Origin of the sequence: Brevibacterium metallidurans (genome assembly GCF_037101285.1) — a bacterium.
GTDB lineage: Bacteria > Actinomycetota > Actinomycetes > Actinomycetales > Brevibacteriaceae > Brevibacterium > Brevibacterium metallidurans.
The window spans coordinates 122,135-148,372 of the sequence record NZ_BAAAAF010000004.1 but is presented as its reverse complement, the minus strand read 5'-3'; the positions used below and the strand labels follow the sequence as shown (position 1 = coordinate 148,372).

The window sequence follows — 26,238 nt, the reverse complement described above, 5'->3', positions numbered from 1 at the left end:
GACCCTGCTCGCACCCGGTACCGGATTCCTTCCGGTCGGGGTGCGGGCAGGGTCGTTCGCGTTGGGGGAGTCAGCGGGTGTTGCCGCGACGCCGCTCGGCGATCTTCTCTCTGACGGTGTCGATCGCGAGCTCGCCGACGAGCATCGCCACCCCGAGGCCGAGGACGATGACGAACGAGAGGAGCCCCTCCTCGGGGGAGTCGAAAAGGAAGGACAGAGCACCGTTGAGGATCGCCGCGGGAACCGCGATGAGGACGAGACAGAGGATGACGACGACGATTCCCACGGTCCGCTTCGAAGTGTTCCGCAGCCAGCTTCTGATCATGAGGGGGTCCTTGGGGTGACGGTGACGAGGGTGAGCGGCCCAATCCAGGTCGGTTCGACGACGGGCGGCCGAGGTCATCGTAGTCGCCGTGCGGGCCCGATGGCCTCACACGAAAGGATGAGATCGGGTCCGCGATCTGCTCTTGCCGACGCCGGTGTGAGTCGCACGCGCGACCTGCAGCACTGATCTCCGTCTGCGGCGCTCGCAGGGCGACTCACACGATGGCGGGACGAACGAGGCGAAAACGGCGCAGATGTAGGACAATAGTAGTCATGCGTGCGTTGACAGAGGACGGATCCGGGGCTCGAGGAAGCACCTCGGTGTGGCGATTCCTGCGCGGACCGCGCTTCGTCGATCTGCCCATCCGGGCCTTCGCTCTTGTCATGGGACTGACCGCCCTCGTCCCGGGAGCCTTCGAACTCGACGAACCGCTCTACGTAGCCCTCACCGCACTCGCCTACGTCCTCATCGTCGTCGCACCGTTCCTGCCGTTCACCGCCGTCATCTCCTCGGCGGTCCTCAGCGGCGTGTTCCTCTGGCAGTACCCCGACTTCGAGAACATGTTCACGGAGTCGCTCATCCTCGCCACCGCCGTCCTGTTCAGCTATATGCGCTGGTGGGCGGCCGGACTCGGGACGCTGTGCCTGCTCGCCTATCAGCTGACCGCGACCGCGCAGGGTGGACTCGACGGCGGTCCCGAAGGCCTCATCGACCTCGGCTACGGCTGGCTGACGACGTGCCTCGTCGGTGCGGCCGCCGGTTTCGTCGAACTGCGGATCCGTCGCGAGATCACCCGCCGAGAACAGGCGGCCGCGGAGAACGCGAGAGCGCTCGAGACGATGCGGACGCGCTTCACGAGCGACACCCACGACACGATCTCGCACTCTCTGTCGACCGAGGCGGCGATCATCAAGACGCTCGGCCGGAACCCGCACGCGCTCGGTTCGGATCGGATGATCGCCGAACTCGCGATGGTCAACGCCGAGGCTGCGAAGCGACTGCGCCAGCTCGTCGGCCGCCTCCGCGAGGATGCCCCGACCAGCCCCCACATCGAGCTCCAGGCCGAAGCGCACCTGCTCACCTCAGCGATCGAGGACGGCAGTGCGGCCGGGGGAGTGCGCGTCTCGACGACCGTGGGCACCCTGCCCGAATTCGCCTCGCCGGCCGTGGGCGAGCACTTCACCGCGTTCATCCTCGAACTCGCGACGAACGTCATCCGCTATTCGACCCCCGGCACCGCGTCGACCCTCGAGATCGTCGCCCGCCGGACCGTTCCGCGGTCGGTCGAACTCAGCTACACGAGCATCAACGTCGCCGACGCGCCCCTGACCCAGGTGCCGCGGTCCCTGAACACCCGCGCCGAGGCGGTCGGCGGCCGGGTTCTCGTCAGCGCGGATCCGCAGGGCCGGGTCGTCGTCACCGTCACCCATCCGCTCGAACTCGTCGACTCCGAGGTGGGCGTCGAAGCCGTGCCCGTCAAGGACGACTTCCGCGATCAGAACGCGAGATCGGCTGCGCTGACCAGCGGTGCGGACAGTGCGGGCATCGGTCATTCGGGCGCGGTCGGCGCGACTTCCGGTCATGACCGCTCTCTGAGCATCGCCACGCGCAATGGGACCGGACGATCCGTCGGTTCCCCGGAGGATGAGGAGCTGACCCTCCACCGCGGACACTCCCATCGCCGCCTCGAGGACCGACGGGCGTGAGCGAACCGACAGCTGAACCGACGGCTGCGGTGCGGCCCGCCTCGGTGCTCATCGTCGACGACGACCGGTGGACGACGCGGGCCGTCGCCGCGGCGCTGCGGGAGTCAGGATCCTTCGACGTCCTCGACCCTCAGCATTCCGGTGAGGCCGGTGTCGAGGCCTTCGCCCGCATGCGACCGAGCCTCGTGCTCATGGACGTCAACATGCCGCCGGGGATGAGCGGGGTCGACGCGACGAAGGAGATCATCGCGCTCGAGCCGAAGGCCACGATCGTCCTGCTCACCACGGTGTCTCCCGGTCCCGGTCTCGCCCGCGCGCTCGAGGCCGGAGCGATGGCCGCCGTCAACAAGTCCGCCTCCGATGCCGAACTCCTCCGGGTCGCCGAGGCGGCCCTCGACGGGGACTCGCCCGTGCTGCTGCAATCCCTGGCCGAGGACATCCTCATCAGCGGGGACACCGTTCCCGACGTGCCCTCCCAGGCACCTGTCCTCACCGAGATGGAGCACACCGTGCTCATCGAAGTCTGCGAGGGCCGCGACTATTCGGAGATCGCCGAGAGGCACTTCATCACGATGCACACGGTGAAGAGCCACGCCCGGAATTTGCGGATCAAGCTCGGCGCGAAGAACCTCGCGCAGGTCGTCGTCCGAGCGATCCAGTACAAGTTCTACTCGCCCGAATAGGCTTCTGCTCGCCCGAATAGGCGGTGCGGGACGGTCGGGTCCTGAGAAAGTCGCGCAATCTCATCCTTTCGTGCGATGACACATGGCTGCGCGCCCGTCAGAGTGGATGGCTGGGACGTCGTCGACGTGCGGCGGCCCGAGCGCGGGATAGTGCCTGTGCTCGGCGGAACGGAGCGACGGGGAAGAGGCGATTCGAATGGACATGGACATGTCGATGGGGGCCGTGGGGTTCCTGATCACACTCGTCTACGTCGCGGTGACGGTGCTCGTCCTCGCAATCCTCATCGTCGGCTTGGCCGTGCTCATCAAGGTCAATCGGCTGCTCGGTGATCGGCTCAAGGCGCAGAAGGCAGCGGACCGCACCCGATCCTTCGCGCACCTCGTCCCCACCGATTCGGCGCATACGGGCACGTCTGCGCACCAGCCCGCGACACCGGCTGCATCACAGGCGACGGCGCACATTCCGTCCGCGCCGACGACGTCTCCTGCGCATCAGTCCACACCACAGGCCCCGGATGCCGCGGACGAGATCCGTGATTGAGTGGGCCTATGAGTGAACCGACGACTCTCACCCTCGCACGTCTCATCCGCGACTCGGCCGGCATCCTCCTGCCGCTCAACCGCACCGACGGCGACACCGCGGTCCGACGCATCGACTTCGACCTCGACCTCGACGTCGACCGCAGCGACCCTCGCGGACTGAACGGGACGGTCGTCCTCATCACCGAGGCAGCGGCGAACCTCGCCCGCCGCCTCGGTGAATTCCACGGCGCGGTAGCCCTCGTCGTCGCCCCGGGTTCGCACGCCCACCTCGGCGATGAGGCGATCAACCCGAGCACCTCAGCCCGCCCCGACGCCGCTTCCAACCCAGCGACAACCTCCGTGTCAGGCACCGCGTCGGACACCACGACTGCCCCGCCCCTCGTCCTCGAACGCACCGCGGGCGTCACCTGGGCGGAGACGCTCCTTCATCTGCGGCAGCTCGCCGAGGGTGCCTCCACGGCTCTCACCTGGCCGGATGTCGACGATCTCAGCTCGCTTGCCGCGGTCATCGCGGATTCGACTGGGGCATCGATCACGATCGAGGACCCGGCGTCGCGCGTGCTCGCCCACGCCAACCTCGGCGAGGACCTCGATGAGATCCGCAAGCAGACGATCCTCACCGGGGCGATCCCGGATTGGCGGATCGCCCAGCTCGAGGAGTCCGGATTCCTCCCGGCCGTCCGCGCGTCGACCGACGTCGTCGAGCGCGCGGCCACCGCGGACGATCCCGCGCGCTCGGTCATCGCCCTGCGCAGCGACGGGGAGATGCTCGGCACGATCTGGGCCGCCTACCCCGCCGAGGTGGACCCCGGAACCGTCCGCGACATCCTCCGGGAGGCCGCCCGGGCCGCGGTCCCCGTCATGCTGCGGACCCTGCGGCGCTCGCCGTTCGACGCACGCATCCGGGCCGAGGCGCTCGGGTCGATCCTCGCCGGCACCCACGATCTCGCCCCGGCCGCGACCCTGCTCTCCCTGCCGTTCGCCGGTCACTACACGGCTCTCGCCCTTGGTCCGCTGCCCGCCGATACCGAGGCGCTACTCCGCTTCCATCTGCGTGCCGCGTTCGCCGATGTCGTCCTCGCCCGCATCGCCGGTCGGGTCGCCGTCCTCCTCCAATCCGCCGAGGCGACCGACGAAGAGGACGTGCGCGAACGCATCGTCGACACCCTCGAGAGGACGATGCCCACCGGCGCGAGGCTCACCATCGGAGTGGGGGCGAGTGTGCACCGCCTCGATCACGTCCCTGCGTCGTGGACGGAAGCGGTCTACGTGTTCGACGCCCTCGCGGCGCTCGCCGACCCCGACTCCGCCTCCTTTGAGGAAGGCGGCCCCGAGGACCTGCCGGGGTGGTCGTCGACCTCGGTCCATGCCGCGATCGCCGCGGACCTCCCGGCCGAACTCGTCGGCCTCGAGATCGCCGATGCCCTGACGGAGGCGGACCCGCGGATCGCCGCGCCCGCGAAGATCCTCGCCGTCCACGATGCCGCCCATCAGGGACAGCTCGTGCGCACCCTCGAGGTGTACTTCGAGACGGTGGGCAACTCCGCCGAGGCGTCCCGGCGTCTCCATGTCCACGCGAACTCCCTGCGCCACCGCCTCTTCCGCATCGAGGAGCTCACCGGACTCTCACCGATGCGCCGAGCGGACCGGCTCTGGCTCGAGGTCTCCCTCCTCGTCCTCGACCGGCAGCGTCGACGTCCGACAGGATCCGAGTCGTGAGGCGCCGTCGTGCCCTCATGTGGACGGGAGGAATCCTCGGCACCCTCGTCGTCGCGTTCCTCGCCGGCTGCTTCGCGTACCGCACGGTGATGTCGTCGGTCATCGTCCAGAGTGCCCTCTACGACAGCGTGCCCTCGTTCGTCGACTGTTCGCGGGTCCCCGACAGCGGCATCGTCGAATCCGCCGTGATCGACTTCCCGACCTTCGACGACTCCGAGGCGATCGCCGTGCCCCGGTGCCAGGGCGCGATCATCGAAGTCCAGTACGGTTCCCACACGACCCGCGAGAAGATCGAATCCTTCCTGCGCTCCAACGGCACCTGGGATCGGTCGGCCGGCTGGTGGTGGAAGTCGATCCCCGTCCAGCTGCGCAACGTGTGACGACGACGGGTGAGGCTCCCATTGTGAGAATCCCACAATCGGCTGGCGTCGACGTTGGAGGATCGTCGCCGCATCGGCCCAGGTGAGGGCGTCTACAGTGGCGGTATGCCGTCTCGCACAGTCGATCAGCAGTCCTCCGTCGCCGAGGTGCCCGCCGCTTTCAGCCCCTCCCACCGCCGTGCGCTCGCGATCGCACGGATCGCCCGCGCCTCTGCTTCGGACGCCGGCCGTGAGGGCATCGGCAGCGATCTCGCCTATGCCGATCGTTCCGTCCCGACGCCCGGAAGCGTCCCGGTGCCCGGAGGCGTCCCGGCGCTCAGTGACGCCTCGCCCGTCATCGGTCTGCTCGACCTCGACGAGGTGGACGCGGCGTTCACGGCACTGACGGCGGCCTTCGCCCCAGAGACCGCAGTCCTCCACGCCGTCGCGTGCAAAGCGGTGCCGCTGCTGCCCGTGCTGCGTCTCCTCGCCGAGGCGGGAGCCGGGTGCGAGGTCGCGAGCCCGGGGGAGCTCGAACTCGCCCTCGCCGCGGGGTTCGCCCCGGAGAGGATCGTCTTCGACTCTCCCGCGAAGACCAGGAGCGAACTGCGTCGCGCCCTCGACCTCGGCGTCGCGATCAACGTCGACAACTGGGAGGAGCTCGACCGCCTCGATGCGCTGCGCACGGAGTACCCGGGCACCGCCTCGGCGATCGGGGTGCGGATCAACCCGCAGACCGGGGTCGGGGAGATCGGGGCGCTGAGCACTGCGACGGCGACCTCGAAGTTCGGCATCGGCCTCGCCGACCCCGGTGCGCGTGAGGCTCTTCTCGAGGCGTTCCTCGCCCGACCGTGGCTGAGCTGGATCCATGTCCATTCGGGGTCGCAGGGGATGACCCTCGACCAGATCGCCGAGGGAGTCGCCGCCGCCGTCGACCTTGCCCGCGAGATCAACGTCCGCGCCGAGGGTCGGCAGGTCACCGGCATCGACATCGGCGGGGGACTGCCGGTGAACTTCTTCGGCGACGAGGTGACGCCGACCTTCGCCGACTACCGTGCGGTCCTCGACGCCCGGGTGCCGGGGCTTGTCGACTTCGACATCATCACTGAGTTCGGCCGGTCCCTGCTCGCGAAGGCCGGCACGATCCTCACCCGCGTCGAGTACGCGAAGACCACCGGCGGCCGCCGTATCGCGATGACCCATGCCGGAGTCCAGGTGGCCACCCGCACCGCGTATGCCCCGAGCGACTGGCCCCTGCGCGTCCTCCCGTTCACCGCGGACGGCAGGCCCAAGGCCGACGACCCCGCCGAGGTGATCGCCACCGATGTCGCGGGTCCTGCCTGCTTCGCCGGTGATCTTCTCGCCGAGGACCGTCTCCTTCCCCGGCTCGACGCCGGCGACCTCGTCGCCGTCCCCGACACGGGCGCGTACTACTTCTCGAACCCGTTCTCCTACAATCTTCTGCCCCGTGTCCCCGTCTACGGCTACCGGACGACGGGCGCGCCAGGGGACGGGATCACGGATCCGGGGGACCGCCTCGGCGAGGGAAGCCTGGACTTCGTCCTCATCCGCCGCGGGCAGACGATCGCGGAACTCCTCACCGAGGCAGGGGAGGAGGCGAGCTCTCCGGCGCTGCGATCGCGCCGGGACACAGCCGGGCCGACGTCCCCGAAAATCGGCGGCGAAGAATCTACTATGAGGTAATAGCAGGGTCTCACCTGGACTTATGGTCCACGAGGTCCCGACAACGAGCGGAAGGACAATGATGTTCACCCATAAGCAGCTGCGCAGATCCCTTGCCGGAATCGCCGCGATCGCCCTGACCGTGGGACTCTCCACGGCACCGGTCAGGGCGGAGTCGACGAGCCCCGAATCGTCGAGCGCCGAGTCATCCGGTGCCGCCGACGCCTCGACGCTGAGGATCGCCACCGACGGATTCATCGACTCCTTCAACCCGTTCACGTCCTTCTACCTCCTGCCGACGAACACGTTCCGGTACATGTACGAGAACCTCGTCGCCAACGATGCGAAGGACGGGTCGATCACGGAGGGGCTCGCAACAGAATGGTCGACCGATGACTCCGGCACGGTCTGGACGTACACGATCCGACCGAACATGAAATGGTCCGACGGTCAGCCGCTGACCGCGAACGACGTCGTGTGGACGTACACGCAGATGATGGAGAACGAGGACATGGCCGTGGCCAACGGCAGCCTCGTGGAGAACTTCGCCAAGGTCGAAGCCCCCGATGACGGCACCGTCGTCATCACGCTGAAGAAGGCGCAGGCGAACAATCCCGGCCAGGAGATCCCCGTCGTCCCCGAACACGTGTGGTCGAAGATCGACAAGCCCGGAGAATTCAAGAACGACAAGAACACCGTCGGATCGGGACCGTTCCAGCTGGTGAGCTACGAGGCGAACAAATCGGTCACGCTCAAGGCCAACCCGAACTTCTGGCGCGGCAAGCCCAAGGTCGACGGAATCCAGTACCGCTACTACACGAACTCCGACGCGCAGGTCCAGGCGATCCGCTCGGGCGAGGTCGACATGATCACGGGACTGAGTCCCGAACAGTTCACAGCGATCAAAGGCGCCGAGGGCGTCGAACTCAACGACGGCAACGGACGCCGCTTCAACAGCATCTCGATCAACTCCGGACTCGCCGATGCCAAGGGCAAGGAGTTCGGCACCGGCAACGAGGCGCTCAAGGACAAGAGGGTCCGCCAGGCCATCCGCGCCGGCATCGACCTCGAGACCCTGCGCAAACAGGTCATGCAGGACTACGCACAGCCGGCGACGAGCTTCATCCCCGCGATCTACTCGACGTGGGCGCTGCCGGCCGACAGTCCTGTGATCAGCGGCTACGACGTCGAGAAGGCGAAGTCGCTGCTCGACGAGGCCGGTTGGAAGCCGGGCTCCGATGGGATCCGCGAGAAGGACGGGAAGAAGCTCGAACTCCGATTCCTCACCGACGCCTCGGCGCCGATCGAGCAGAACACGGCGAAGTTCCTGCAACCGTGGATGAAGGAGATCGGCATCCAGCTCAAGAACGAGTCGAGCGACGCCGACACCGTCTCCGAACGCTCGACCAAGGGCGACTACGACATGTACTTCTCCGGCTGGTCGATCAACCCTGACCCCGACTACCAGCTGAGCATCAACACGTGCGGCAACCGTCCCGATGCCGAAGGCAACGGCGGCACCACCCAGGACGGCTACTGCAACCCCGAGTTCGACAAGCTCTACCAGGCTCAGCACGTCGAGCTCGACCAGGGCAAGCGGGCCGAGCTCGTCAAGCAGGCGCTCGCGATGAACTACGAGGACACCCCCTCGATCGTGCTCTGGTACCCCAACCAGCTCGAGGCCTACCGTTCGGACAGGTTCACCGGCTTCACGAAGCAGCCCTCCGACGGCGGCGCGATCGCCAACCAGGTCGGCTACTGGGGCTACACCTCGGTCGAACCGGTGAGCGAATCCACCGGCTCCGAGGACGGCGGCGGGCTGAGCGCCGGCGCGTGGATCGGCATTGCGGTCGCCGTCATCGTCGGCGGTGGCGGAGTCCTCTGGTTCGCGACGCGGAAGCGGAACGCCGACGACCGCGAATAGTCCCCATGTCCCGGGCGGCGCGGCTGCTGTGGGCGAACCGCAGGGTGCGCGAGGAGTGGTGCACTTCAACGCCCGCACTGCACGCCGCGGCTGCGCAACCCGCACCGCCGTGGCACACCGCACATCGCGGCCGCGCCGCCCGGGACACCCGTTGAGGAGCTGAGCAGTGACTTCACCCACCGACAACCCGCCCGACCGAGGAGCTCCCGCCGAGGCCTCCGACGACCTCACCGCCGCGTCCGCGCTCGAGGTCCGGGCCGACGTCGACGAGCCGCCGAAGGGCGTCTCCTTCGCCCGCTACTTCCTGCGCAAACTCGGCGGCGCGGCGATCTCGATGGTCCTCGTCGTCGTCCTCGGCTTCTTCGCCTTCCGCATGCTGCCCGGCGACCCCGTGCTCAAGATCGCGAAGGAACGGCCGATGAGCCCGGCCCAGATCGCCGAGCTGCGCAGCCAGTACGGCCTCGACAAACCGCTCATCGTCCAGTTCTGGGACTACCTCGTCGGCATCGTCACGGGCAACCTCGGCGAATCCTATGTCTACCGCAAACCCGTCGCCGCCCTCATCGGCGAGTACCTCGGCCCCACCCTGCTGCTCACCGGCACCGCCGCGGTCATCGCGATCGCGCTTGGGCTGTGGCTCGGCCAGGTCTCGGCATGGCGGCGCAATTCGCTCTTCGACCGTCTCGCCTCGTCGACGGCGCTCGTCCTCTGGTCGGTGCCCACCTTCTGGCTCGGACTCATCCTCCTCATGGTCTTCGGCGGCACCCTGCAATGGCTGCCGACCGGCGGCATGATCACCCCCGGCCTCGACCCGTGGTCGCCGGCGGGGATCCTCGACGTCGCCGAACACCTCATCCTGCCCGTCGTCACCCTCGTCGCCGTCGTCTACGCGCAGTTCCTCATGGTCATGCGCGCCTCCCTCATCGAGGAGATGACCGAGGACTACCTCACGACCGCCCGCGCGAAGGGCCTGACCGAGGACGAGGTGCGCCGCCGACACGCCGTCCCCAACGCCCTCCTGCCCACGGTCACGGTCGTCTTCCTCCACCTCGGCGGACTCATCGCCGGAGCCGTGACCGTCGAAGCGGTGTTCTCCTGGCCGGGGCTGGGCAAACTCACGTTCGACGCGATCAGCGGCCCCGACCTGCCGCTGCTCCAGGGCACGTTCGTCGTGTTCTCCGCGCTCATCATCGTCATGAATCTCGCCGCCGACCTCGTCTACCGTTTCCTCGATCCGAGAGTGAGGAGGGCATGATGAGCAAGGACATCCCCGCCGAGGCGGCCCCCGGCTCCCCACCGTCCCCGCAGCCCCGTACGCCGGCCGTCGACGGCAGCAGGCTCGTGCGCGAACGCCGCCTGGCGAGCCTCCGGCGCAACTGGCACGCGTTCCGCACGGACACCCCGGCGATGATCGGCGCGATCGTGCTGCTGATCTTCGTGCTCATGGCGATCTTCGCTCCGGTCATCGCCCCGGCCTCGATGCTCGACGTGACGAAGCAGCTCGATGTGCCGAAGTACGCCCCGCCCAGCCTCGCCCATCCGTTGGGCACCGACGACTTCGGGCGGGAGATCTGGGCACGCATCGTCTGGGGCTCCCGCGTGTCCCTCCTCGTCGGGGTCGCAGCGACCCTGATGTCGATGGTCATCGGCACGATCATGGGTCTGGCCGCAGGGCACTTCACAGGCATCGTCGGGGCGATCGTCATGCGTCTCATCGACTTCTTCCTCGTCCTGCCCTCGCTGCTGCTGGCGATCGTCCTCTCCACGGTCCTCGACCGGGGAGTGTTCACGATCGTCATCGCCATCGGCATCACCTCGTGGGCGTCGACGGCCAGGATCGTGCGGGCCCAGACGCTCAGCGTCGAGTCCCGGCTCTACATCGAGCGGGCCCGCATCCTCGGCGCCGGACATAAGCACATCCTCTTCAAGCACCTCCTGCCCTCGGTGATGCCGCTCGTGCTCGCGAACACGACCCTGACCGTCGGCAGCGCGATCATCGCCGAATCGACGCTCGCGTTCCTCGGCCTCGGGGACACGAGCAAGGAGTCCTGGGGCACGATCCTGAAGAACTCGATGGACGCCTCGGCGGCGACCTCGGGGTACTGGTGGTACGTGCTTCCCCCGGGCATCGCGATCCTCCTCGTCGTCCTCGCCTTCACGATGGTCGGCCGTGCGCTCGAAGCCATCATCAACCCGACCCTGAGGAGCCGCCGATGACCGATCTCCGCTTCGAGGACGTCTCGATCACCTACCGCTCCTCGTCATCCCGCGGCGACGTGCCCGCGGTCATCGACGTCAGCCTCGACCTGCCCTCGGGCTCCACGCTGGGGATCGCCGGCGAATCCGGGTCGGGGAAGTCGACGCTGGTCATGTCGGCCCTGCGGCTGCTGCCGAAGTCGGCCAGGCTGGAAGGCCACGTCCGCCTCGGCGGGAAGGACATCGCGGACCTCAGCTTCGGCGAGATCCGGGCCGTGAGGTGGGCGCAGGCCTCGATCGTCTTCCAGGGCGCGCTCCATTCGCTCAACCCCGTCCGCAAGGTGGGGCGGCAGATCGTCGAAGCGCTGAGCCATCATGCGAAGGGGACGTGGACGACCCCGGAACTGCGGCAGGCCAGGATGCTCGAGCTCCTCGCCGAGGTCGACCTCGATCCGGGCAAGGCCGAGGCCTACCCGCACGAGCTCTCCGGCGGGCAGAAGCAGCGGATCATGATCGCGATGGCGCTGGCCTGCGAACCCGACATCATCATCGCCGACGAACCGACGACCGCCCTCGACGTCATCGTCCAGAAGCAGATCCTCACCGGTCTGGCCGCCCTCGTCGCCGAGCGCGGCATCTCGCTGCTCATGATCAGCCACGACCTCGCCGTGCTCTCCGCCGTATGCGAGAACCTCGCGATCATGCGCCACGGCCGGCTCGTCGAATACGGGCCCAGCGACGAAGTGTGCCGGCGCCCGCAGGAGGAGTACACGAAGCAGCTCGCCGGGGCGTTCCCGCAGATCGGGGACCCCGAATCGCGGCTGCGTCCGCGGACGGCCAAACCCGCCGAGGTGCGTGTGGCCGAACCGATGACGATGACCGACGAGGTGGTCCTCGAGGCGAAGGACCTGAACGTGACCTTCCAGACCAGGCAGGGTCCTGAACGCGCGGTCCACGGAGTCGACCTCGCCCTGCGACGGGCCGAGATCCTCGCCGTCGTCGGGCAGTCGGGGTCGGGAAAGACGACGCTCGCCCGGTCGCTGCTCGGCCTCCAAGAGACCGACCCGGGTTCGCAGGTCCTCTTCTCAGGCAGGCCCCTGCCGAGGAAGGCGAAGGAGCTGCGGGCGTTCCGGCGGCAGGTGCAGATGGTGCTCCAGGATCCGTCGGGCTCGCTCAACCCGAAGCGCAGCGTCTATGAAGCCGTCGCCGAGGGCCTGCAGGTGCAGAACATCCGAGACGACGAACATGCCCGGGTCATAGCCGCTCTCGAAGCCGCCGAGCTCACTCCGGCCGCCGACTTTATCGAGTCGATTCCGCAGGAGCTCTCCGGCGGGCAGCGCCAGCGCGTCGTCATCGCCGGCGCACTCGCCCTCGACCCGCAGGTGCTCATCGCCGACGAGCCGGTCGCCTCCCTCGACGCCTCCGTGCGCGGGGAGATCCTCTCCCTGTTCCTGGCGCTGCGGAAGAACCTCGGGATGAGCGCACTCATCATCACCCACGACCTCGGTCTGGCATGGAACATCGCTGATACGGTGGCCGTGATGAAGCACGGAGAGATCGTCGAGTACGGACCCGTCGACGAGGTCCTCGCTGATCCCCAGCACGCCTATACGCGCGAACTGCTCGCGGCGGTGCCTCAGCTCGGCAGCCAGAGCCTCGTTGGCAGTCGGGGCCTGGTCGGTGGCCGGCATCTGGTCGGCACCGGAGGCTCGGGTGAGGGACCTGGTGCTCACGGGGCCGAGGTGTCGGAAGGTCGAACGCGTGGGACCGGGCTCGGATGAGCAGCCCGTACCTCGAATCGGCGCCGCTGGTCCCCGGCGACGTCGTCCGCCTCATCGCTCCGTCGGGGCCCACCGACGAGGATTCCCTGCAGCGGGCCGTCTCCGTCCTCGAAGGATGGGGGCTGAACGTCGTCCTCGGCGAGCACGTCCGCGCCCGGCACCCGCACGTGAGCTACCTGGCCGGCACCGACGAGCAGCGACGGGCAGACCTCGTCGAAGCGTGGTGCGACCCGGCCGCCGCGGCGGTCATCGCCCTGCGCGGCGGCTACGGGGCGATGCGGCTCATCGACGGTCTCGACTTCGCGCAGCTGCGCCGCCACGGACTGCGGCCCGACGGACGGCCGAAGCTGCTCACCGGCTCCTCCGACATCACCGCCCTCCACCAGGCGTGGGACCACCACCTCGGCGTGGCGACGCTGTTCTGCCCGATGCCCGGCAACGCGCCGTTCAAGGACTCCGCCGTCGTCCCCGCCGAGGTGGCCTCGTGGCTCTTCGCACCCTGGGCCGGCCGCGAACTCGGCTTCCCGGCGGCAGAAGACGACGCAGCGCGGAGATCCCGGACGCTGAGTGTCGATTCTGCGCGCGGAAATCGACACTCAGCGTCCGGGGAATCGCCGCGGGACGCCGTGCCGCACACACTCGTGCCCGGAACGGCGACGGGACGACTGACCGGCGGCAACCTCAGCCTCATCGGCGCCGGCATGGGCAGTCCCGAACTCGCAGGTGTCCGTGAGGCACGTGGGCGGCGCGGGCCGACGATCGCGCTGCTCGAGGACGTCGACGAGGAGCTCTACCGGCTCGACAACCTCCTCCTGCAGCTCGACCGGGGCGGGTGGTTCGCCTCGGCGGATGCCGTCGTCCTCGGATCGTGGGTCGACTGCGCCCCGATCGCCGAGGTCGAAGCGCTCGTCCTCGACTTCCTCGGCGACAGGGGGATGCCGATCGTCTCCGAGATGGGATTCGGACACCACCCCGATGCGCCGAGCGCACCGCTCGGAGTCGAGGTGACGCTCGACGCGCAGGTCGGTGAGCGGCCGCGACTGTGGGTGCGGGGCCGTGATGAGTGAACGAGAAGGAGATGTGACGATGACCGGGGAGACGACTGCGGGTGCCGACGACCAGAGCGCTGATGGCCAGAGCACCGAGGACCGGAGCACCAAGGACCGGAGCACCGAAGGCCAGAGTTCTGAGACATCTGTCGGGGAGGTCGACTTCGGTCGGCTGCCGGGGGTGCGCTTCAGCGCGCTCGCCTTCGACGTCGACACCGATGAGCGGGTGTTCGCCCACCACGCGGACGACGAGCTCGACACCGCGAGCATGGGCAAGGTGTTCCTCCTCCATACGACCCTGCAGATGATGGTCGACGGGAGGCTCGACCTCGGCGAGCAGCTGCAGCGTCGGCCCTCGGAACGCGTCGACGAGTCGGGCATCTGGTACCTCATGGAGCAGGAGAGCCTGAGCATCTACGACATCGCCGTGCTCATCGGAGCCTTCAGCGACAACTTCGCAACGAACGTCCTCATCCGAAGGGTCGGGCTCGAGACCGTCGCGGCGCAGGTCGCCGAACTCGGCTATCGGAACTCCGGACTCCACGACTTCCTCCGCTGGCCGCGCCCGGCGCAGGCGCCGCGGACCCTGTCGACGGGCACCGCCGCAGAACTCAGCGACTTCATGGCCAGGCACGCGAAGGACGAGTTCTGGGACGAGTCGACGAACGAGGTCTTCCGCCGCTGGCTGGGTGCCGGCGCGGACACTTCGATGGTCGCCTCGGCGTTCGACCTCGACCCGCTCGCCCACTACAACTATCAGCGGGACGTGTGGGTGTGGAACAAGACCGGGACGGACAGCTCGATCCGCGCGGATGCGGGGATCGTCATGACACCTCGGCGCCGGGTCGCCTATGCGGTGTTCGCGAACTGGGAGAAGGGGACGGACCGCGTCGTCGAGGTCATGCCGATCATGCGCGAGGCCGGCGAGGCGATCCACCGATTCCTGTGACGGCTCTCGCACCCGCAGCCCCTGAACCCATCCCCAACATCGAAAGCAGCACATGATCTCCGACGGCTTCCTCTTCATCAGCGTCCTCATCGCGATCTCCGCCGGCCTCGTCATCGCCGGCCACAGCGGCAGGTTCCGGATCTTCGCCTACGTTCCCGGCTTCGTCTTCCTCTACATCATCGCCGCCCTGCTCAACACGATCGGCGTCTTCGACCATTCGGAGTCGGTCACCGCGGTCGGCGACGGCCTGCGCACCGCCCTGCTGCCGGCGATGATCCTGCTCCTGCTCTTCAAGTGCGACCTGCGGCAGATCATCCGGCTCGGACCCAAGCTGCTGCTCACCTTCGCCGTTACGGCGGCGAGCATCGTCGTGGGATTCCTCGTCGCCTACCTCATCCTCCGGTCGGTCCTCGACCCGGAGGCGTGGAAGGCGCTCGGTGCCCTCAACGCCTCGTGGACGGGCGGGTCGGCGAACATGGTCGCCGTGCAGGAGATCCTCCAAGCCCCCGAGGACGTCTTCGGCTACGTGCTCATCGTCGACACCGTCGTCTACTCGTTCTGGCTGCTCCTCATCTTCTCCTCCGTCACCGTCTCCGACCGCTTCGACCGGTGGACGAAGGCGGATACCTCGAAGCTCTCCGTCGCCGAGGCGGACGACGAGGACGAAGCGCCCCTGACCCTGCCGGCCCTGTTCGGTCTCCTCGGCTTCGCGCTCCTCGTCTCAGCGCTGGCGATCCAGGCCGGAGAACTCCTGCCCGAAGTGGGGACCGTCATCAATGCGTCGACGTGGACGATCCTCATCGTCAGCGTCCTCGGCCTCGCCATCGGCTCGACGCGGTTGGGCCGGATCCGGGGGTCGTCGGAGCTTGCGACGATGATGCTCTACATCATCATCGGCATCATCGCCTCGGGATCGGATTTCACCTCGCTCACCCAGGCACCGCTCTACCTCGTCGCGGGTCTCATCGTCATCGTCGTCCACGCGGCGATCATGCTCGTCTACGCGAAGCTGACGAAGACCGAACTGTTCAGCATCGCCGTGGCGAGCACGGCGAACATCGGCGGCATCGCCTCGGCGCCCGTCGTGGCGGGGGCGTTCAACCGTCAGCTCGTGCCGGTCGGGGTGCTCTTCGCGCTCATGGGCACGTTCCTCGGCACGTTCCTCGGCCTCGCCTCGGCGCAGATCATGTCGGCACTCGGATGAGGCGGGTGAGGTGCGGGGCGGCCGGGAGAGCAGCCGCCGCGTACCCTGAGCACAACGACCCCTCGACCCTGACCGGAAGGACCCTCCATGAACGACACGACCGACACCACCTCAACCGCCTCCGCGACCCCAACGCCTACCACCCCAACGCCAACCGCCCCCACGGACGTCGACGTCTTCGACGGACACAACGACCTCGCGTGGTGGCTGCGGGAGGAGCGCGACTACAGCGTCGAGGGGCTGAACGACCCGCAGTTCTCGCCGTTCACGACGATGGACCAGCTGCGCGACGGCCGCGTCGCGGCGCAGTTCTGGTCGGTATACGTCCATTCCTCGATCACCGGCGCCGATGCCGTCGTCGCGACGTGGGAGCAGATCGACGCGGTCCGCCGCTTCGTCGCCGCCTACCCCGAACGCCTGCGCTTCACCCGCACCGCCGCCGAGGTGGCCGACGCCCGAGACTCCGGCCGTGTCGCCTCGCTCATGGGCGTCGAGGGCGGACAGCAGATCGACGACTCCCTGGCGATGCTCCGCAGCTACGGACGTGCCGGGGCGCGCTACATGACACTGACGTGGTCGACGACGCATTCGTGGGCGGACTCGGCGACCGATGAGCCCCGGCACGGCGGGCTCAGCGCCTTCGGCCGCGAGGTCGTGGCGGAGATGAACCGGACCGGCATGATCGTCGACCTCTCCCACGTCGCACCCACCGTCATGCACCAGGCCCTCGACCTCTCCACCCTCCCGGTGATCTTCAGCCACTCGTGCGCCGGCACCCTCAACCCCCATCCGCGCAACATCCCCGACGACGTCCTCGACCGGCTGCCCGGCAACGGCGGGGTGGCGATGATGACGTTCGTGCCCTCGTTCGTCTCCCGCGAACGCTGGGACTGGGCTGAGGCCGGGGAGAACGGGCCCGCCCCCGAGGTGACCGTGGCCGATGTCGCCGACCACTGCGACTACGTGCGCGAACGCATCGGCATCGACCACGTCGGCCTCGGCGGGGACATCTGCGGCGTCGACGAACTGCCCATCGGCCTCGAGAACGCCGGCGCGTGCCCGAATCTCTTCGCAGAGCTCTCCCGCCGAGGTTGGTCCCCAGCCGACCTGCGCAAGCTCGGCTTCGACAACGCCTTCCGCGTGCTCGACGCGCACGAGGACGCATACGTGGGATTCCTGGGGGAATCGTGACCCGCATCCTCGTCATCGTCAACGACGTCGACTCCCACCTCGGGAACTTCGCGAACTGGATGATCCGGGCAGGCGTCGAGTTCGACGTGCGCATCGGCTCGGTCTCGGGTGTGCCCACAAAGGCCGAGCTGACAGCGTACGACGGGCTCATCCTCCTCGGCGGGGGCTACATGCCCGACGAGACCGACCGCGCACCCTGGCTCGCAGGCGAAGCCGATCTCGTCCGCCGCGGATTGGACACGGACCTGCCGATGTTGGGCGTCTGCCTCGGCGGGCAGCTCATCGCCCAGGTCATCGGCGGTGAGGTGCGGGCGCGGACGGGGACCCCGGAGAAGGGGTACACGTGGATCGACCTCACCGAGGCGGCCGCCGAGGACCCCGTGTTCGCCGGGGTCGCGCCCCGGTCGGCGTTCCTCGAGAGCCACGTCGATCGGATCGTCGATCTGCCCGCCGAGGCGGTCCTGCTCGCCACCAGCCCCGCATGCCGGTTCCAGGCGTTCCGGGTCGGACGGGCGTGGGGTACGCAGTTCCATCCGGAGGCGAGTTCGGACAACATTTCCCGCTGGGATCCCGAGAACCTCGCTGAGCTGGGGTTTAATAAGGAGGTACTCCTGAGAGAGGCGAGCGAGCGGGAGGCGGACAGCCTCGGCGAGGCTCAGACGCTCTTCAGCGCATTCCTCGCGGTCGTCCGTGAGGGGCAGCGCCCGGAGCGGTCGTGACAACGTTGTCGAAATGAGTTCGGAGGAATCGTGAGTCACAGCGAGAGAACCACAGCCGAGGGCGCTGCGGAGTCGGAGCAGCCGGAGACCCTCAAGCGGGTGATGGGCCCGAAGCTGCTGTTGCTCTTCATCGTCGGCGACATCCTCGGCACGGGCGTGTACGCCCTCACCGGCAAGGTCGCCGGGCAGGTCGGCGGTGCGGGCTGGCTGCCGGTCATCCTCGCGTTCGCGGTCGCGATGATCACGGCGTGTTCGTACATGGAGCTCGTGACGAAGTATCCGCGCGCCGCGGGTGCCGCGCTGTACACGCACAAGGCGTTCGGGATCCACTTCATCACCTTCCTCGTCGCCTTCGCCGTGCTCAGCTCGGGCATCACCTCGGCGTCGACGGCGTCGAACGTGTTCGCGGCGAACATGGTCGCAGGCTTCGGCTGGGACCTGCCGGACAGCGGCACCATGTGGATCGCGTTGGGCTTCCTCGCGATCGTCGCCGCCATCAACCTGCGCGGGGTCTCGGAGAGCGTGTGGTTCAACGTCGTGCTCACGCTCGTCGAGCTCACCGGTCTGCTGCTTGTCATCCTCGTCGGGTTCTTCGCGCTCGGGTCGGGAAACGCGGACTTCTCGCGCGTCATCATCTTCGAGACGGCCGATGACAAGAGCGTGTTCCTGGCGATCACGGGAGCCACCGCGCTCGCGTTCTTCTCGATGGTCGGGTTCGAGGACTCGGTGAACATGGTCGAGGAGACGAAGGACCCGCAGATCTTCCCGAAGATCATGCTCACGGGCCTCTCGATCACCGGGGTCATCTACGTGCTCGTCTCGATCGTCGCGGTGGCCGCGGTGCCGATCGGCGAGCTGGCCGCGAGCGAGACGCCCCTGCTCGACGTCGTGCGGGCAGGTGCCCCGGGGGTGCCGATCGATGCGATCTTCCCGTTCATGACGATGTTCGCCGTCGCGAACTCGGCGCTGATCAACATGCTCATGGCCAGTCGTCTGCTCTACGGCATGGCGAAGCAGAACGTGCTGCCGCCGGTGTTCGCCAGGGTGCTGAAGAACCGGCGCTCGCCGTGGGTCTCGATCGTCTTCACGACGCTCATCGCGTTCGCGCTCATCATCGCGGTGACGACGATCCTGCCCGAATCCGTCACGGCCTCCCTGGGTGGAACGACCTCGCTGCTGCTGCTCGCGGTCTTCGCCGTCGTCAACGTCGCCGTGCTCATCCTGCGTCGGCAGTCGGTCGATCACAAGCACTTCCGGACGCCGACCGCGCTGCCGTGGGTCGGTGTGTTCACATGTGCGTTCCTCGTCGGACCGTGGGCCCGCCTCGACGATCTCATCCAGTATCAGATCGCGATCGCGCTCATCGGCATCGGCGTGGTGCTGTGGGCCGTGACCTGGCTGTGGAACCGGTCGGTGCGCGGCTCGAGCACCCGCTTCCGCCATCCCGAGGACCTCACGTGAGCGGCGTCCGTCAGGCGGCGCGCGGCCGTCGCCTGGTGGCGCGCGGTCGCGGTCCGGCCGCGGCGAGCGGCCTCCACTTCCTCCCCACCCATCCGCCCGAGCGAGGCGGAACCGACACGAATGCGAAGGTGAACCGATGACCATCATCGTGGGCTATGTCAACACTCCGGCCGGTCACGCGGCCCTCGACACGGCGATCGCGGAGGCGAAGAAGAACGACACCGACCTCCTCGTCATCAACTCCTCCCACCCGTCGGTGCGGAAGGATTCCCACCGCCTCGGCGAGGCTGAGGTGCGGTCCGTGCGCGACCAGCTCGCCCGCGCCGGGGTGAAGGGGGAGGTGCGCACGCCCGGCAGCGAGCTCGATCCGGCGGAGCAGATCGTCGACACCGCCGCCGAGGTGGGTGCCGAGCTCATCGTGCTCGGCACCCGGAAGCGGACCCCGGTGGGCAAGTTCCTCCTCGGATCGACGATCCAGAAGGTCATCCTCGACGCCGAGTGCCCCGTGCTCTGCGTCAAGCCCGGCCGCTGAGGTTCGGCTGGTCCGTCCTGGCGCGGGCTGATCCGACGCTAGGCCGATCCGGCGCTGCGTGGGTGGGCTGGTCCGACCTGGCGCGGGCCGCGCCAGACAGGCCGGCTGGCCCGGCTGACAAGGCTTGGCCGAGCGGCACTGCGAACAGTCACTCGTCGCCGGCGAGCCGGCTCTGGATGAGCTTGTAGTTGACCATCGCACCGGTCTTCACTCCGCTTGCCGCGCTCGCGCCGAGCATCGCCGACATGTCCGCGCTGTTGCCGACCGCCCACACGCCCGGGATGTCCGTACGACCGGTGGGATCGGTCGGGATCGTCGACCCCATGCCGCTGGGATCCTCGATGACCGTGCCGCCCAGCTGTTCGAACAGCTCACCGTTGACACGGAAGAACGGTCCGACTGCGATCGCATCGACCGTGAGTCCTCTCGCCGAGGTGGTCGCCGCTTCCACGGTGATCTCAGTTGTTGTGTCTCTGCGGCTGATGCCGTCGACACGGGCGTCGACGAACTCGATGCCGAGCGTCCGCAACATCGCCGCCTGCTCCTCCGAGGGCGCTGGCGCCTCGTGCCTGAGGAACATGATGTGGTCGCTGAGCTGGGAGAACATCATGGCTTGGTGATAAGAGAGCGCGGTCGTGCCGATCACGGCGATCCGCTGCCCTCGTACCTCGTAGCCGTGGCAGTAGGGGCAGTGGAGGACGGTGTCGCCCCAGCCTTCGGCGAGTCCGGGGATGTCGGGCAGTTCGTCGGTGAGGCCGGTGGCGATGATGAGGTGCTGCGCCTGGACACGGATCCCGCCTGCCGTGTCGAGTGCGAACGCGGGACGGTTGGTCGCGCGGCCGGCCGCGGTCACCTCGGCGGGGGAGGAACCCCCATCGAGCGCGACGGCAGTGGTCACCGTGTCGTCGACGAAGGTGACGCCGTAGCTCTCCGCCTCGGAGCGGCCCTTGTCGACGAGGTCGAGCGGATTGATGCCCTCGTTGCCGAGGAGGTTGTGCGCATGGGCACTCGTGCGATTCCGCGGTTGGCCGGCATCGATGACGACGACTCGGCGCAGCGAACGAGCCAACGCGATCGCGGCGGCCAGCCCGGCGGCTCCACCGCCGACGACGGCCACCTCGGCGGTGATCGGGGTGGGGGCTCTGGTCTCAGTGGTTGCGCTGGTCTCGGTGGATGCACCGGACTCAGTGGGTGCGCTGGCCTCGGTGGACGCGCTGGCCCCGGAGGGTGGAGCCGTCGTCGAATCTGGCGGTGTCTGATGTGTGGGGGTCATGATCGTCTCCTCGATGTGTGCGTAGGGAACTCTGTCAGGTGGTCGCGATGGGCTCGGACGGGTGGAAGTCGATATGTGCGGGACTGATCGGGTCGGCTGGGATGGTGTAGTCGGCTGGCTGGTGCGGGGTTGCCGTCGTGCGGTGGCACAACTCCGGACGGTGCTGGTCGCACCGGTTCGGGATGGGACGGCTGGTCCGAGACGGTTAGGTCGGTAGGACCGGCCAGAGTGGTTCGACTGGTTGTGATGTTTCGACTGACTGGAGCGGTGCGGCCGGCTGAGTGGTTCGACCGGCTCGGGTAGTACGGCGGTTGGCCAGCCGGCCGGGGGCGGACGAACTGCGGATCGCGGGTGTCGGATCGGCTGGCGGTGGACTGTCAGCCCATCGGGAGGCCACCCGGAGGCGAGAACCTGATGAGCCGACATCGCCCAGTGTGGTCCAGCGGTGAAATGGGGCGCAAACGTGTTTGCAGTAATAGCAAAGACCCCGCTCTCGCACCCTGATCAGACGAGTCGACGGCGCCTTCAATCCGGACCGGAATGGTTCTCGAAGTCGATCATCTACTGAATTCAAACGAGAAAAAGATATCGAAAAAAGTAGAACAAACATCTATACAAACTGAATTCATGGGAGTAGCATAGGTCACACAAGGACGTGCTCGGGAACGGATTCGGAGGTCATGACTCTCACCCCAGATCGCAGGCGCGATAAGCGCGGAGGTCGCCGCAGGCTCGGCACTCCGGGCTTTCGGTCGCCCGGCGCATGCGGAGACAGCGCAGTTCCGTTCAGCAGTGAGATCCCAGGACGGGAAGCGCTGGAGAGTTCCGGGCTTGATCCTTCGGAGCTACCAGGACACCCTTCCGAGCCGGCGCCGACACGCAGGCTCGATCCGCTTGCTCCGCCGGACGACCTCGAGATGCAGGAAGCGCTGAAGAAGCGCGCAGCTGAGATCGACGCCGAACGGGATGCCTGGATGGCGCAGAAGGACGAGGAACGCGAACGCGCGGAGGAAGCCAGGAGGAAGGCGGTCGACGCCGATCCCGGTGATGGATTCGGTGCCAGTGGCGGAGCCGAAATCGGTGACCGGGCCAGAGACGATGGCGGAGGCGTGTCCGCTGATGGCCGGGCCGCCGGGTCGGACCTCTCCCGGGCGGATCGCGACGACCCCCTCGAATGGCTGGCAGTGGAACACAAGCAGATGAGTGAGTTCGAGGCTCACAAGCAAAACGACCTTATCGAGAGGCAGCGGCGAGAGCTCGGTCGGTTGGGACCTGGGCCCTCGGATGGAGACGTGGGCAGGGGGCGCACGAGTGACCCGAACGGGTTCGAGCGCCCGCGGCGCGAGCGCAGGTCACCCGACCGGGAGCCGGTCGATCCTTTCCCGCCGGAAACGGCGGACTCGGTTCAGTGGAGAGATGCCGATCGAGTTCGCCGCGATGGGGGCGGCATTGCTCTCCCGTGTGACTCCGATGCAGTGCCACGAGAGGAGAAGGCCTCCAACGCCGAGGCGGCCGCTCCGACTGAGTCCGCTCCAACTGAGTCTGCCTTGGTCGAGTCTGCCCTGGTGGAGCCTGCATCGGACGGCCCCGACAACACCGATGACACTGAGACGCGCTTCCAGACGCAGCTGCGGCCCGGTAGTCCTGACGGCGCCGATGACACCGAGACGGACTTCCCGACACAGCCTCGGCCCGGTAGCGCTGATGGTGCTGATGGCACGGCACCAACCCGGCATCCCCTGCTCACCGAGGAGGCCTGGACCGATCTCGGGAAGATGGCACCCGAGATGACCGGAAGCATCGAGAGTCTGCGCACGCTCGTCGACGAGCTCGAGTGCTTCTCGCGCCCCATGGGCCCCGAAGAAGCCGTCACCATGCTCGACGGCATCGAGACGCTCAACAGGCTGACCGAGGCGCTTTCCGTCGTCACCCTCTCCGTGTTCGCACGGGTGGGAACGCCGCGTGACTACGGTGCGAAGTCGACGCGCGACCTCGTGAAGAATCGCCTCGGCGTCAATCATGCAGAAGCGTCACGGCGGGTCGACCTTGCCGAGCAGCTCGGTCGGCGCGTCTCCTTCTCCGGAGAATCACTCGAACCTGACAACCCGGTCGTCGCCGATGCACTCCGCACCGGGACGCTCTCCTCCGTGCAGGCGCGCACGATCACCCAGTGCCTCGACAAGCTTCCGCGCACGACCACCAGCGAGCAGCGGCTCGAAGCGGAGCGGATCCTCGTGGAGAAGGCACCGCTCGTGCACGTGAGGGACATAAGGATCCTCTTCGCTGAGATCCTCAAATGGCTCGACCCCGATGGCGAACTTCCCGACGACTCGACCCCGCGCGAGGACTTCTCGGTGAACCTGCGTGCTCGCAAAGACGGAACCTGGGACCTCCGGGGGCGGCTGGATTCCGTGACCGGCGGGATCATGCACGGACTGCTCACCTCGCGCATGCAGACCGACGACAATTTGCAGTCTGAGAATGGTGGGCAGTCTGACGGAACGGTGCCGACCGGTGCACCATCGAATGACGATCACCCCGCCGAGGCGGACGGTGCCAGGGCGGCGTCCGTGCAGCAGTCGGACGGCTCATCCCCGGACGGTGACCCGTCGCTGACGGGAGATCCGGCCACCGCAGACGGCACCGCTGGCACGATCGATCCCGCCGCACCAATGAACGATGCGATGAATGAAGCCGTTCGGCTCTTCGAAGACGTCCTCCACGGCGATCGCTACGATGCGATCGATCCCACGCCGAGGCTCGAATCCGAACGCAATGCCCGAGTCGACGCGAACGGCAACGTGATCCCCGTCGGCTGCGGAGTCCACGAGGACGGCACTCCCGTGCCGATGGGCTCCGAACAGCCGAGCGTGCGCAACCGCATCTACGAACGGTTCTCGACGATCATCGGGCACATCGAGATGAACCGAGTCGGCGCAGGGGCACCCTTCGCGCTCGTCGTCACCGCCAAGGCCGAGGACATTGCGCGAGGCGCCGGCGAAGCGACGACCGGGGCGTCAGAACCATTCCCCATCACGACAGCGTCCCGAGACGGTCTCAACGGGGCGGTCTTCTTCCACCTCATGAGCGAGAAGCGCCGCACCGTCAGCGTGCAGACCGAGAACAGGTACGCCAACCGCAACCAGCTCACCATCCTCGTTGCGCGAGACCAGGGCTGCACCTTCCCTGGCTGCGAGACGCCGCCCGGGTGGTGCGACGCGCACCATATCGTGCCGTGGGCTGGCAAAGGAAAGACCGAGATCAACAACCTCACCCTGGCCTGCAGCGCCCATCACCACCTCATCGACAAAACGGACTGGCATACGATCATGCTCAAGGACGGCAGACCTGCGTGGGTGCCTCCTGCGACGATCGATCCGGCTCGCGAACCGATCCTCCATTCGAGATTCATCGCCGGCGAGATCGCCGACACCCTCTTCGATTAGCCGGTTTCACGGCTCTGAGGGGACAGGTGTGTCCGCAGCGGCCCTGTTCGACCGGGGACCCGTGCGACCGTGCCTCCCGCGACAGCGACCGCGACCCGTGCGACGGTGCCGCCGTCGAACGTGACCCAGGTCATGGAATGAACCCGTCAAGGTGCCTGTTGCCTTGAGCATGGAGCTTTCAATTCTCGACCTGGTCCCGGTCCGGGTCGGACAGACCACTTCCGATGCCTTCGCCGCCTCGCACGAAATCGTCCGCCGAGCCGATGAGCTCGGCTTCACCCGCTATTGGGTGGCCGAACACCACAACATGCCGTCGATCGCCTCGACCATGCCCGGAGCCGAACTCATGTACCTCGGCCAGGGCACCGAACGCATCCGACTCGGCTCCGGCGGCGTGATGCTGCCCAACCACGCACCGCTGGCCGTCGCCGAACTCTTCGCCCTCCTCTCCGCCGTCTACGGCGACCGCATCGACCTCGGCATCGGACGGGCACCGGGAACCGACCCGGTCACCTCGGCGGCAATGCGGGGCCACCTCGGCGAAGGACGCATGGTCGACCGCAACGGACAGACCATCGACCCCGTCGAACAGTTCCCCCAGCACGTCATCGACACCCTCGCCCTCATGACGCCCGAAGGCGTGCGCATCCCGCTCCAAGGCGGACGCGAGCACACGCTGCGCGCGACACCGGCGCCCGTCCCCGGGGCACAGCCGCTGCCGTGGCTGCTCGGATCGTCCGGATACTCGGCCCGACTGGCAGCCGAACTCGGCATGCCCTACGTCTTCGCGAACCACTTCGCCGCCGGCGCCACCACGGCGATGAAGATCTACCGTGACAACTTCACCCCCGGCGCCTACGGCGATGCACCTCGCAGCTTCGTCACCGTCAACGCCGTCGTCTCTCCCACCGAGGAGGAGGCACGTCTGCGCTCCGAACCCTTCATGCTGCAGATGGCGCGTCTGCGCACCGGCGGCCAGATGGGACCGCTGCGTCTCGCCGGCGACGACGTGCGGTCGGTGATGACCGACCAGGAGCGCATGGTCGCTGAGGAACTGTCGAAGAACTGGATCGTCGGCGACCCGCAGACCGCGAAGGCCCAGATCGAGGAGCTCGCCGAGCGGTTCGACGTCGACGAAGTGATGATCCAACCGGTCGCCGGTGCGATGGAGGGCGAAGACCTCCGCCAGGACGCTGCCCGCATCCAGACGCTCGACCTCCTCGCAGACGTGTTCCTGCGGTAAAGGCGCAGGCGCGCGCAGAAGCAGTGTCGAGGTCGCGTGGTCGCCCAGTTCAGGCCGGCCGCGCCCCTGCAACCTGCGGCGATTGACCGGGGCCCCGACCCTGCGCCAACCGGTGATCTGCGTCTGACCCGAGACAATGTCCGGGCCAGCCAGTAGGATTGTCGGCGTACATCGTTTCGATGCCCACGAGGTCGATCGTTCTCGGTCGGTCCCGTGGGCGGCGAAACTCATTCGGCGGCTTCCCCCGCGCGG

General features: G+C 67.8%; 22 protein-coding genes. 19 read left to right on the top strand and 3 right to left on the bottom strand.

From position 1 onward, the window contains the following. Positions 1 to 70 precede the first annotated feature (70 nt). On the bottom strand, positions 71 to 325 hold the full coding sequence (locus tag AACX88_RS07155) for a hypothetical protein (protein WP_339392355.1): 255 nt from the start codon (positions 323 to 325) through the stop codon (positions 71 to 73). Between the two features lie 272 nt (positions 326 to 597). On the opposite strand from AACX88_RS07155, the gene AACX88_RS07150 reads away from it, so the two are divergent. From AACX88_RS07150 to AACX88_RS07070, 17 genes are all read left to right on the top strand, one after another. Continuing rightward, on the top strand, positions 598 to 2,031 hold the full coding sequence (locus tag AACX88_RS07150) for a sensor histidine kinase (RefSeq protein WP_339392354.1): 1,434 nt from the start codon (positions 598 to 600) through the stop codon (positions 2,029 to 2,031). Beyond that, on the top strand, positions 2,028 to 2,714 hold the full coding sequence (locus tag AACX88_RS07145) for a response regulator (RefSeq protein WP_339392353.1): 687 nt from the start codon (positions 2,028 to 2,030) through the stop codon (positions 2,712 to 2,714). Before AACX88_RS07150 ends, AACX88_RS07145 begins: the two co-directional genes overlap by 4 nt. A 196-nt stretch (positions 2,715 to 2,910) precedes the next feature. Continuing rightward, positions 2,911 to 3,255, top strand: a complete 345-nt coding sequence (locus AACX88_RS07140) for a hypothetical protein (RefSeq protein WP_339392352.1) — start codon at positions 2,911 to 2,913, stop codon at positions 3,253 to 3,255. An 8-nt stretch (positions 3,256 to 3,263) separates the two neighbouring features. Continuing rightward, positions 3,264 to 4,976 (top strand): PucR family transcriptional regulator, encoded by a 1,713-nt coding sequence (locus AACX88_RS07135; protein WP_339392351.1) that lies wholly within the window; start codon positions 3,264 to 3,266, stop codon positions 4,974 to 4,976. Continuing rightward, positions 4,973 to 5,356: a hypothetical protein gene (locus tag AACX88_RS07130; RefSeq protein WP_339392350.1), complete on the top strand. Its 384-nt coding sequence runs from the start codon at positions 4,973 to 4,975 to the stop codon at positions 5,354 to 5,356. The genes AACX88_RS07135 and AACX88_RS07130 overlap by 4 nt, the downstream gene beginning before the upstream one ends. Positions 5,357 to 5,461: 105 nt before the next feature. Next, the gene (locus tag AACX88_RS07125; protein WP_339392349.1) at positions 5,462 to 7,039 is read left to right on the top strand and encodes a type III PLP-dependent enzyme domain-containing protein; all 1,578 of its coding nucleotides are present in this window, start codon (positions 5,462 to 5,464) and stop codon (positions 7,037 to 7,039) included. A gap of 58 nt (positions 7,040 to 7,097) precedes the next feature. Beyond that, positions 7,098 to 8,942, top strand: a complete 1,845-nt coding sequence (locus AACX88_RS07120; protein ID WP_339392348.1) for an ABC transporter substrate-binding protein — start codon at positions 7,098 to 7,100, stop codon at positions 8,940 to 8,942. Between the two features lie 166 nt (positions 8,943 to 9,108). Continuing rightward, positions 9,109 to 10,197 carry an ABC transporter permease gene (locus AACX88_RS07115; RefSeq protein WP_339392347.1) on the top strand — a complete coding sequence of 363 codons (1,089 nt, stop codon included), beginning with the start codon at positions 9,109 to 9,111 and terminating at the stop codon, positions 10,195 to 10,197. Further along, a complete protein-coding gene (locus AACX88_RS07110) occupies positions 10,197 to 11,159 on the top strand; it encodes an ABC transporter permease (protein ID WP_339392346.1) in 963 nt (320 codons plus the stop codon). The genes AACX88_RS07115 and AACX88_RS07110 overlap by 1 nt, the downstream gene beginning before the upstream one ends. Continuing rightward, a complete protein-coding gene (locus tag AACX88_RS07105; RefSeq protein ID WP_339392345.1) occupies positions 11,156 to 12,919 on the top strand; it encodes an ATP-binding cassette domain-containing protein in 1,764 nt (587 codons plus the stop codon). The genes AACX88_RS07110 and AACX88_RS07105 overlap by 4 nt, the downstream gene beginning before the upstream one ends. Beyond that, positions 12,916 to 13,986, top strand: a complete 1,071-nt coding sequence (locus AACX88_RS07100; protein ID WP_339392344.1) for a S66 peptidase family protein — start codon at positions 12,916 to 12,918, stop codon at positions 13,984 to 13,986. Before AACX88_RS07105 ends, AACX88_RS07100 begins: the two co-directional genes overlap by 4 nt. 19 nt (positions 13,987 to 14,005) lie before the next feature. After that, the gene (locus AACX88_RS07095; RefSeq protein ID WP_339392343.1) at positions 14,006 to 14,917 is read left to right on the top strand and encodes a serine hydrolase; all 912 of its coding nucleotides are present in this window, start codon (positions 14,006 to 14,008) and stop codon (positions 14,915 to 14,917) included. Positions 14,918 to 14,969: 52 nt separating this feature from the next. Then, positions 14,970 to 16,121, top strand: a complete 1,152-nt coding sequence (locus AACX88_RS07090) for a DUF819 family protein (protein ID WP_339392342.1) — start codon at positions 14,970 to 14,972, stop codon at positions 16,119 to 16,121. A gap of 87 nt (positions 16,122 to 16,208) precedes the next feature. Further along, positions 16,209 to 17,312 carry a dipeptidase gene (locus AACX88_RS07085; protein WP_339392341.1) on the top strand — a complete coding sequence of 368 codons (1,104 nt, stop codon included), beginning with the start codon at positions 16,209 to 16,211 and terminating at the stop codon, positions 17,310 to 17,312. Then, positions 17,309 to 18,031: a type 1 glutamine amidotransferase gene (locus AACX88_RS07080; RefSeq protein ID WP_339392340.1), complete on the top strand. Its 723-nt coding sequence runs from the start codon at positions 17,309 to 17,311 to the stop codon at positions 18,029 to 18,031. Before AACX88_RS07085 ends, AACX88_RS07080 begins: the two co-directional genes overlap by 4 nt. A gap of 30 nt (positions 18,032 to 18,061) precedes the next feature. Next, the gene (locus AACX88_RS07075) at positions 18,062 to 19,492 is read left to right on the top strand and encodes an APC family permease (RefSeq protein ID WP_339392339.1); all 1,431 of its coding nucleotides are present in this window, start codon (positions 18,062 to 18,064) and stop codon (positions 19,490 to 19,492) included. Positions 19,493 to 19,628: 136 nt separating this feature from the next. Continuing rightward, positions 19,629 to 20,024 (top strand): universal stress protein, encoded by a 396-nt coding sequence (locus AACX88_RS07070; RefSeq protein WP_259801324.1) that lies wholly within the window; start codon positions 19,629 to 19,631, stop codon positions 20,022 to 20,024. Positions 20,025 to 20,172: 148 nt separating this feature from the next. Here the strand turns inward: AACX88_RS07070 and AACX88_RS07065 are convergent, their stop codons facing one another. Together AACX88_RS07065 and AACX88_RS07060 are read right to left on the bottom strand one after the other, a co-directional pair. Further along, entirely contained in the window at positions 20,173 to 21,297 is a 1,125-nt protein-coding gene (locus AACX88_RS07065; protein ID WP_339392338.1) for an NAD(P)/FAD-dependent oxidoreductase, read from the bottom strand. A gap of 845 nt (positions 21,298 to 22,142) precedes the next feature. Further along, positions 22,143 to 22,517 carry a hypothetical protein gene (locus tag AACX88_RS07060; RefSeq protein WP_339392337.1) on the bottom strand — a complete coding sequence of 125 codons (375 nt, stop codon included), beginning with the start codon at positions 22,515 to 22,517 and terminating at the stop codon, positions 22,143 to 22,145. 345 nt (positions 22,518 to 22,862) lie between these two features. On the opposite strand from AACX88_RS07060, the gene AACX88_RS07055 reads away from it, so the two are divergent. Continuing rightward, positions 22,863 to 24,743, top strand: a complete 1,881-nt coding sequence (locus AACX88_RS07055) for an HNH endonuclease signature motif containing protein (protein ID WP_339392336.1) — start codon at positions 22,863 to 22,865, stop codon at positions 24,741 to 24,743. 169 nt (positions 24,744 to 24,912) lie between these two features. Then, positions 24,913 to 25,986 carry an LLM class flavin-dependent oxidoreductase gene (locus AACX88_RS07050; protein ID WP_339392498.1) on the top strand — a complete coding sequence of 358 codons (1,074 nt, stop codon included), beginning with the start codon at positions 24,913 to 24,915 and terminating at the stop codon, positions 25,984 to 25,986. Positions 25,987 to 26,238: the final 252 nt, after the last annotated feature.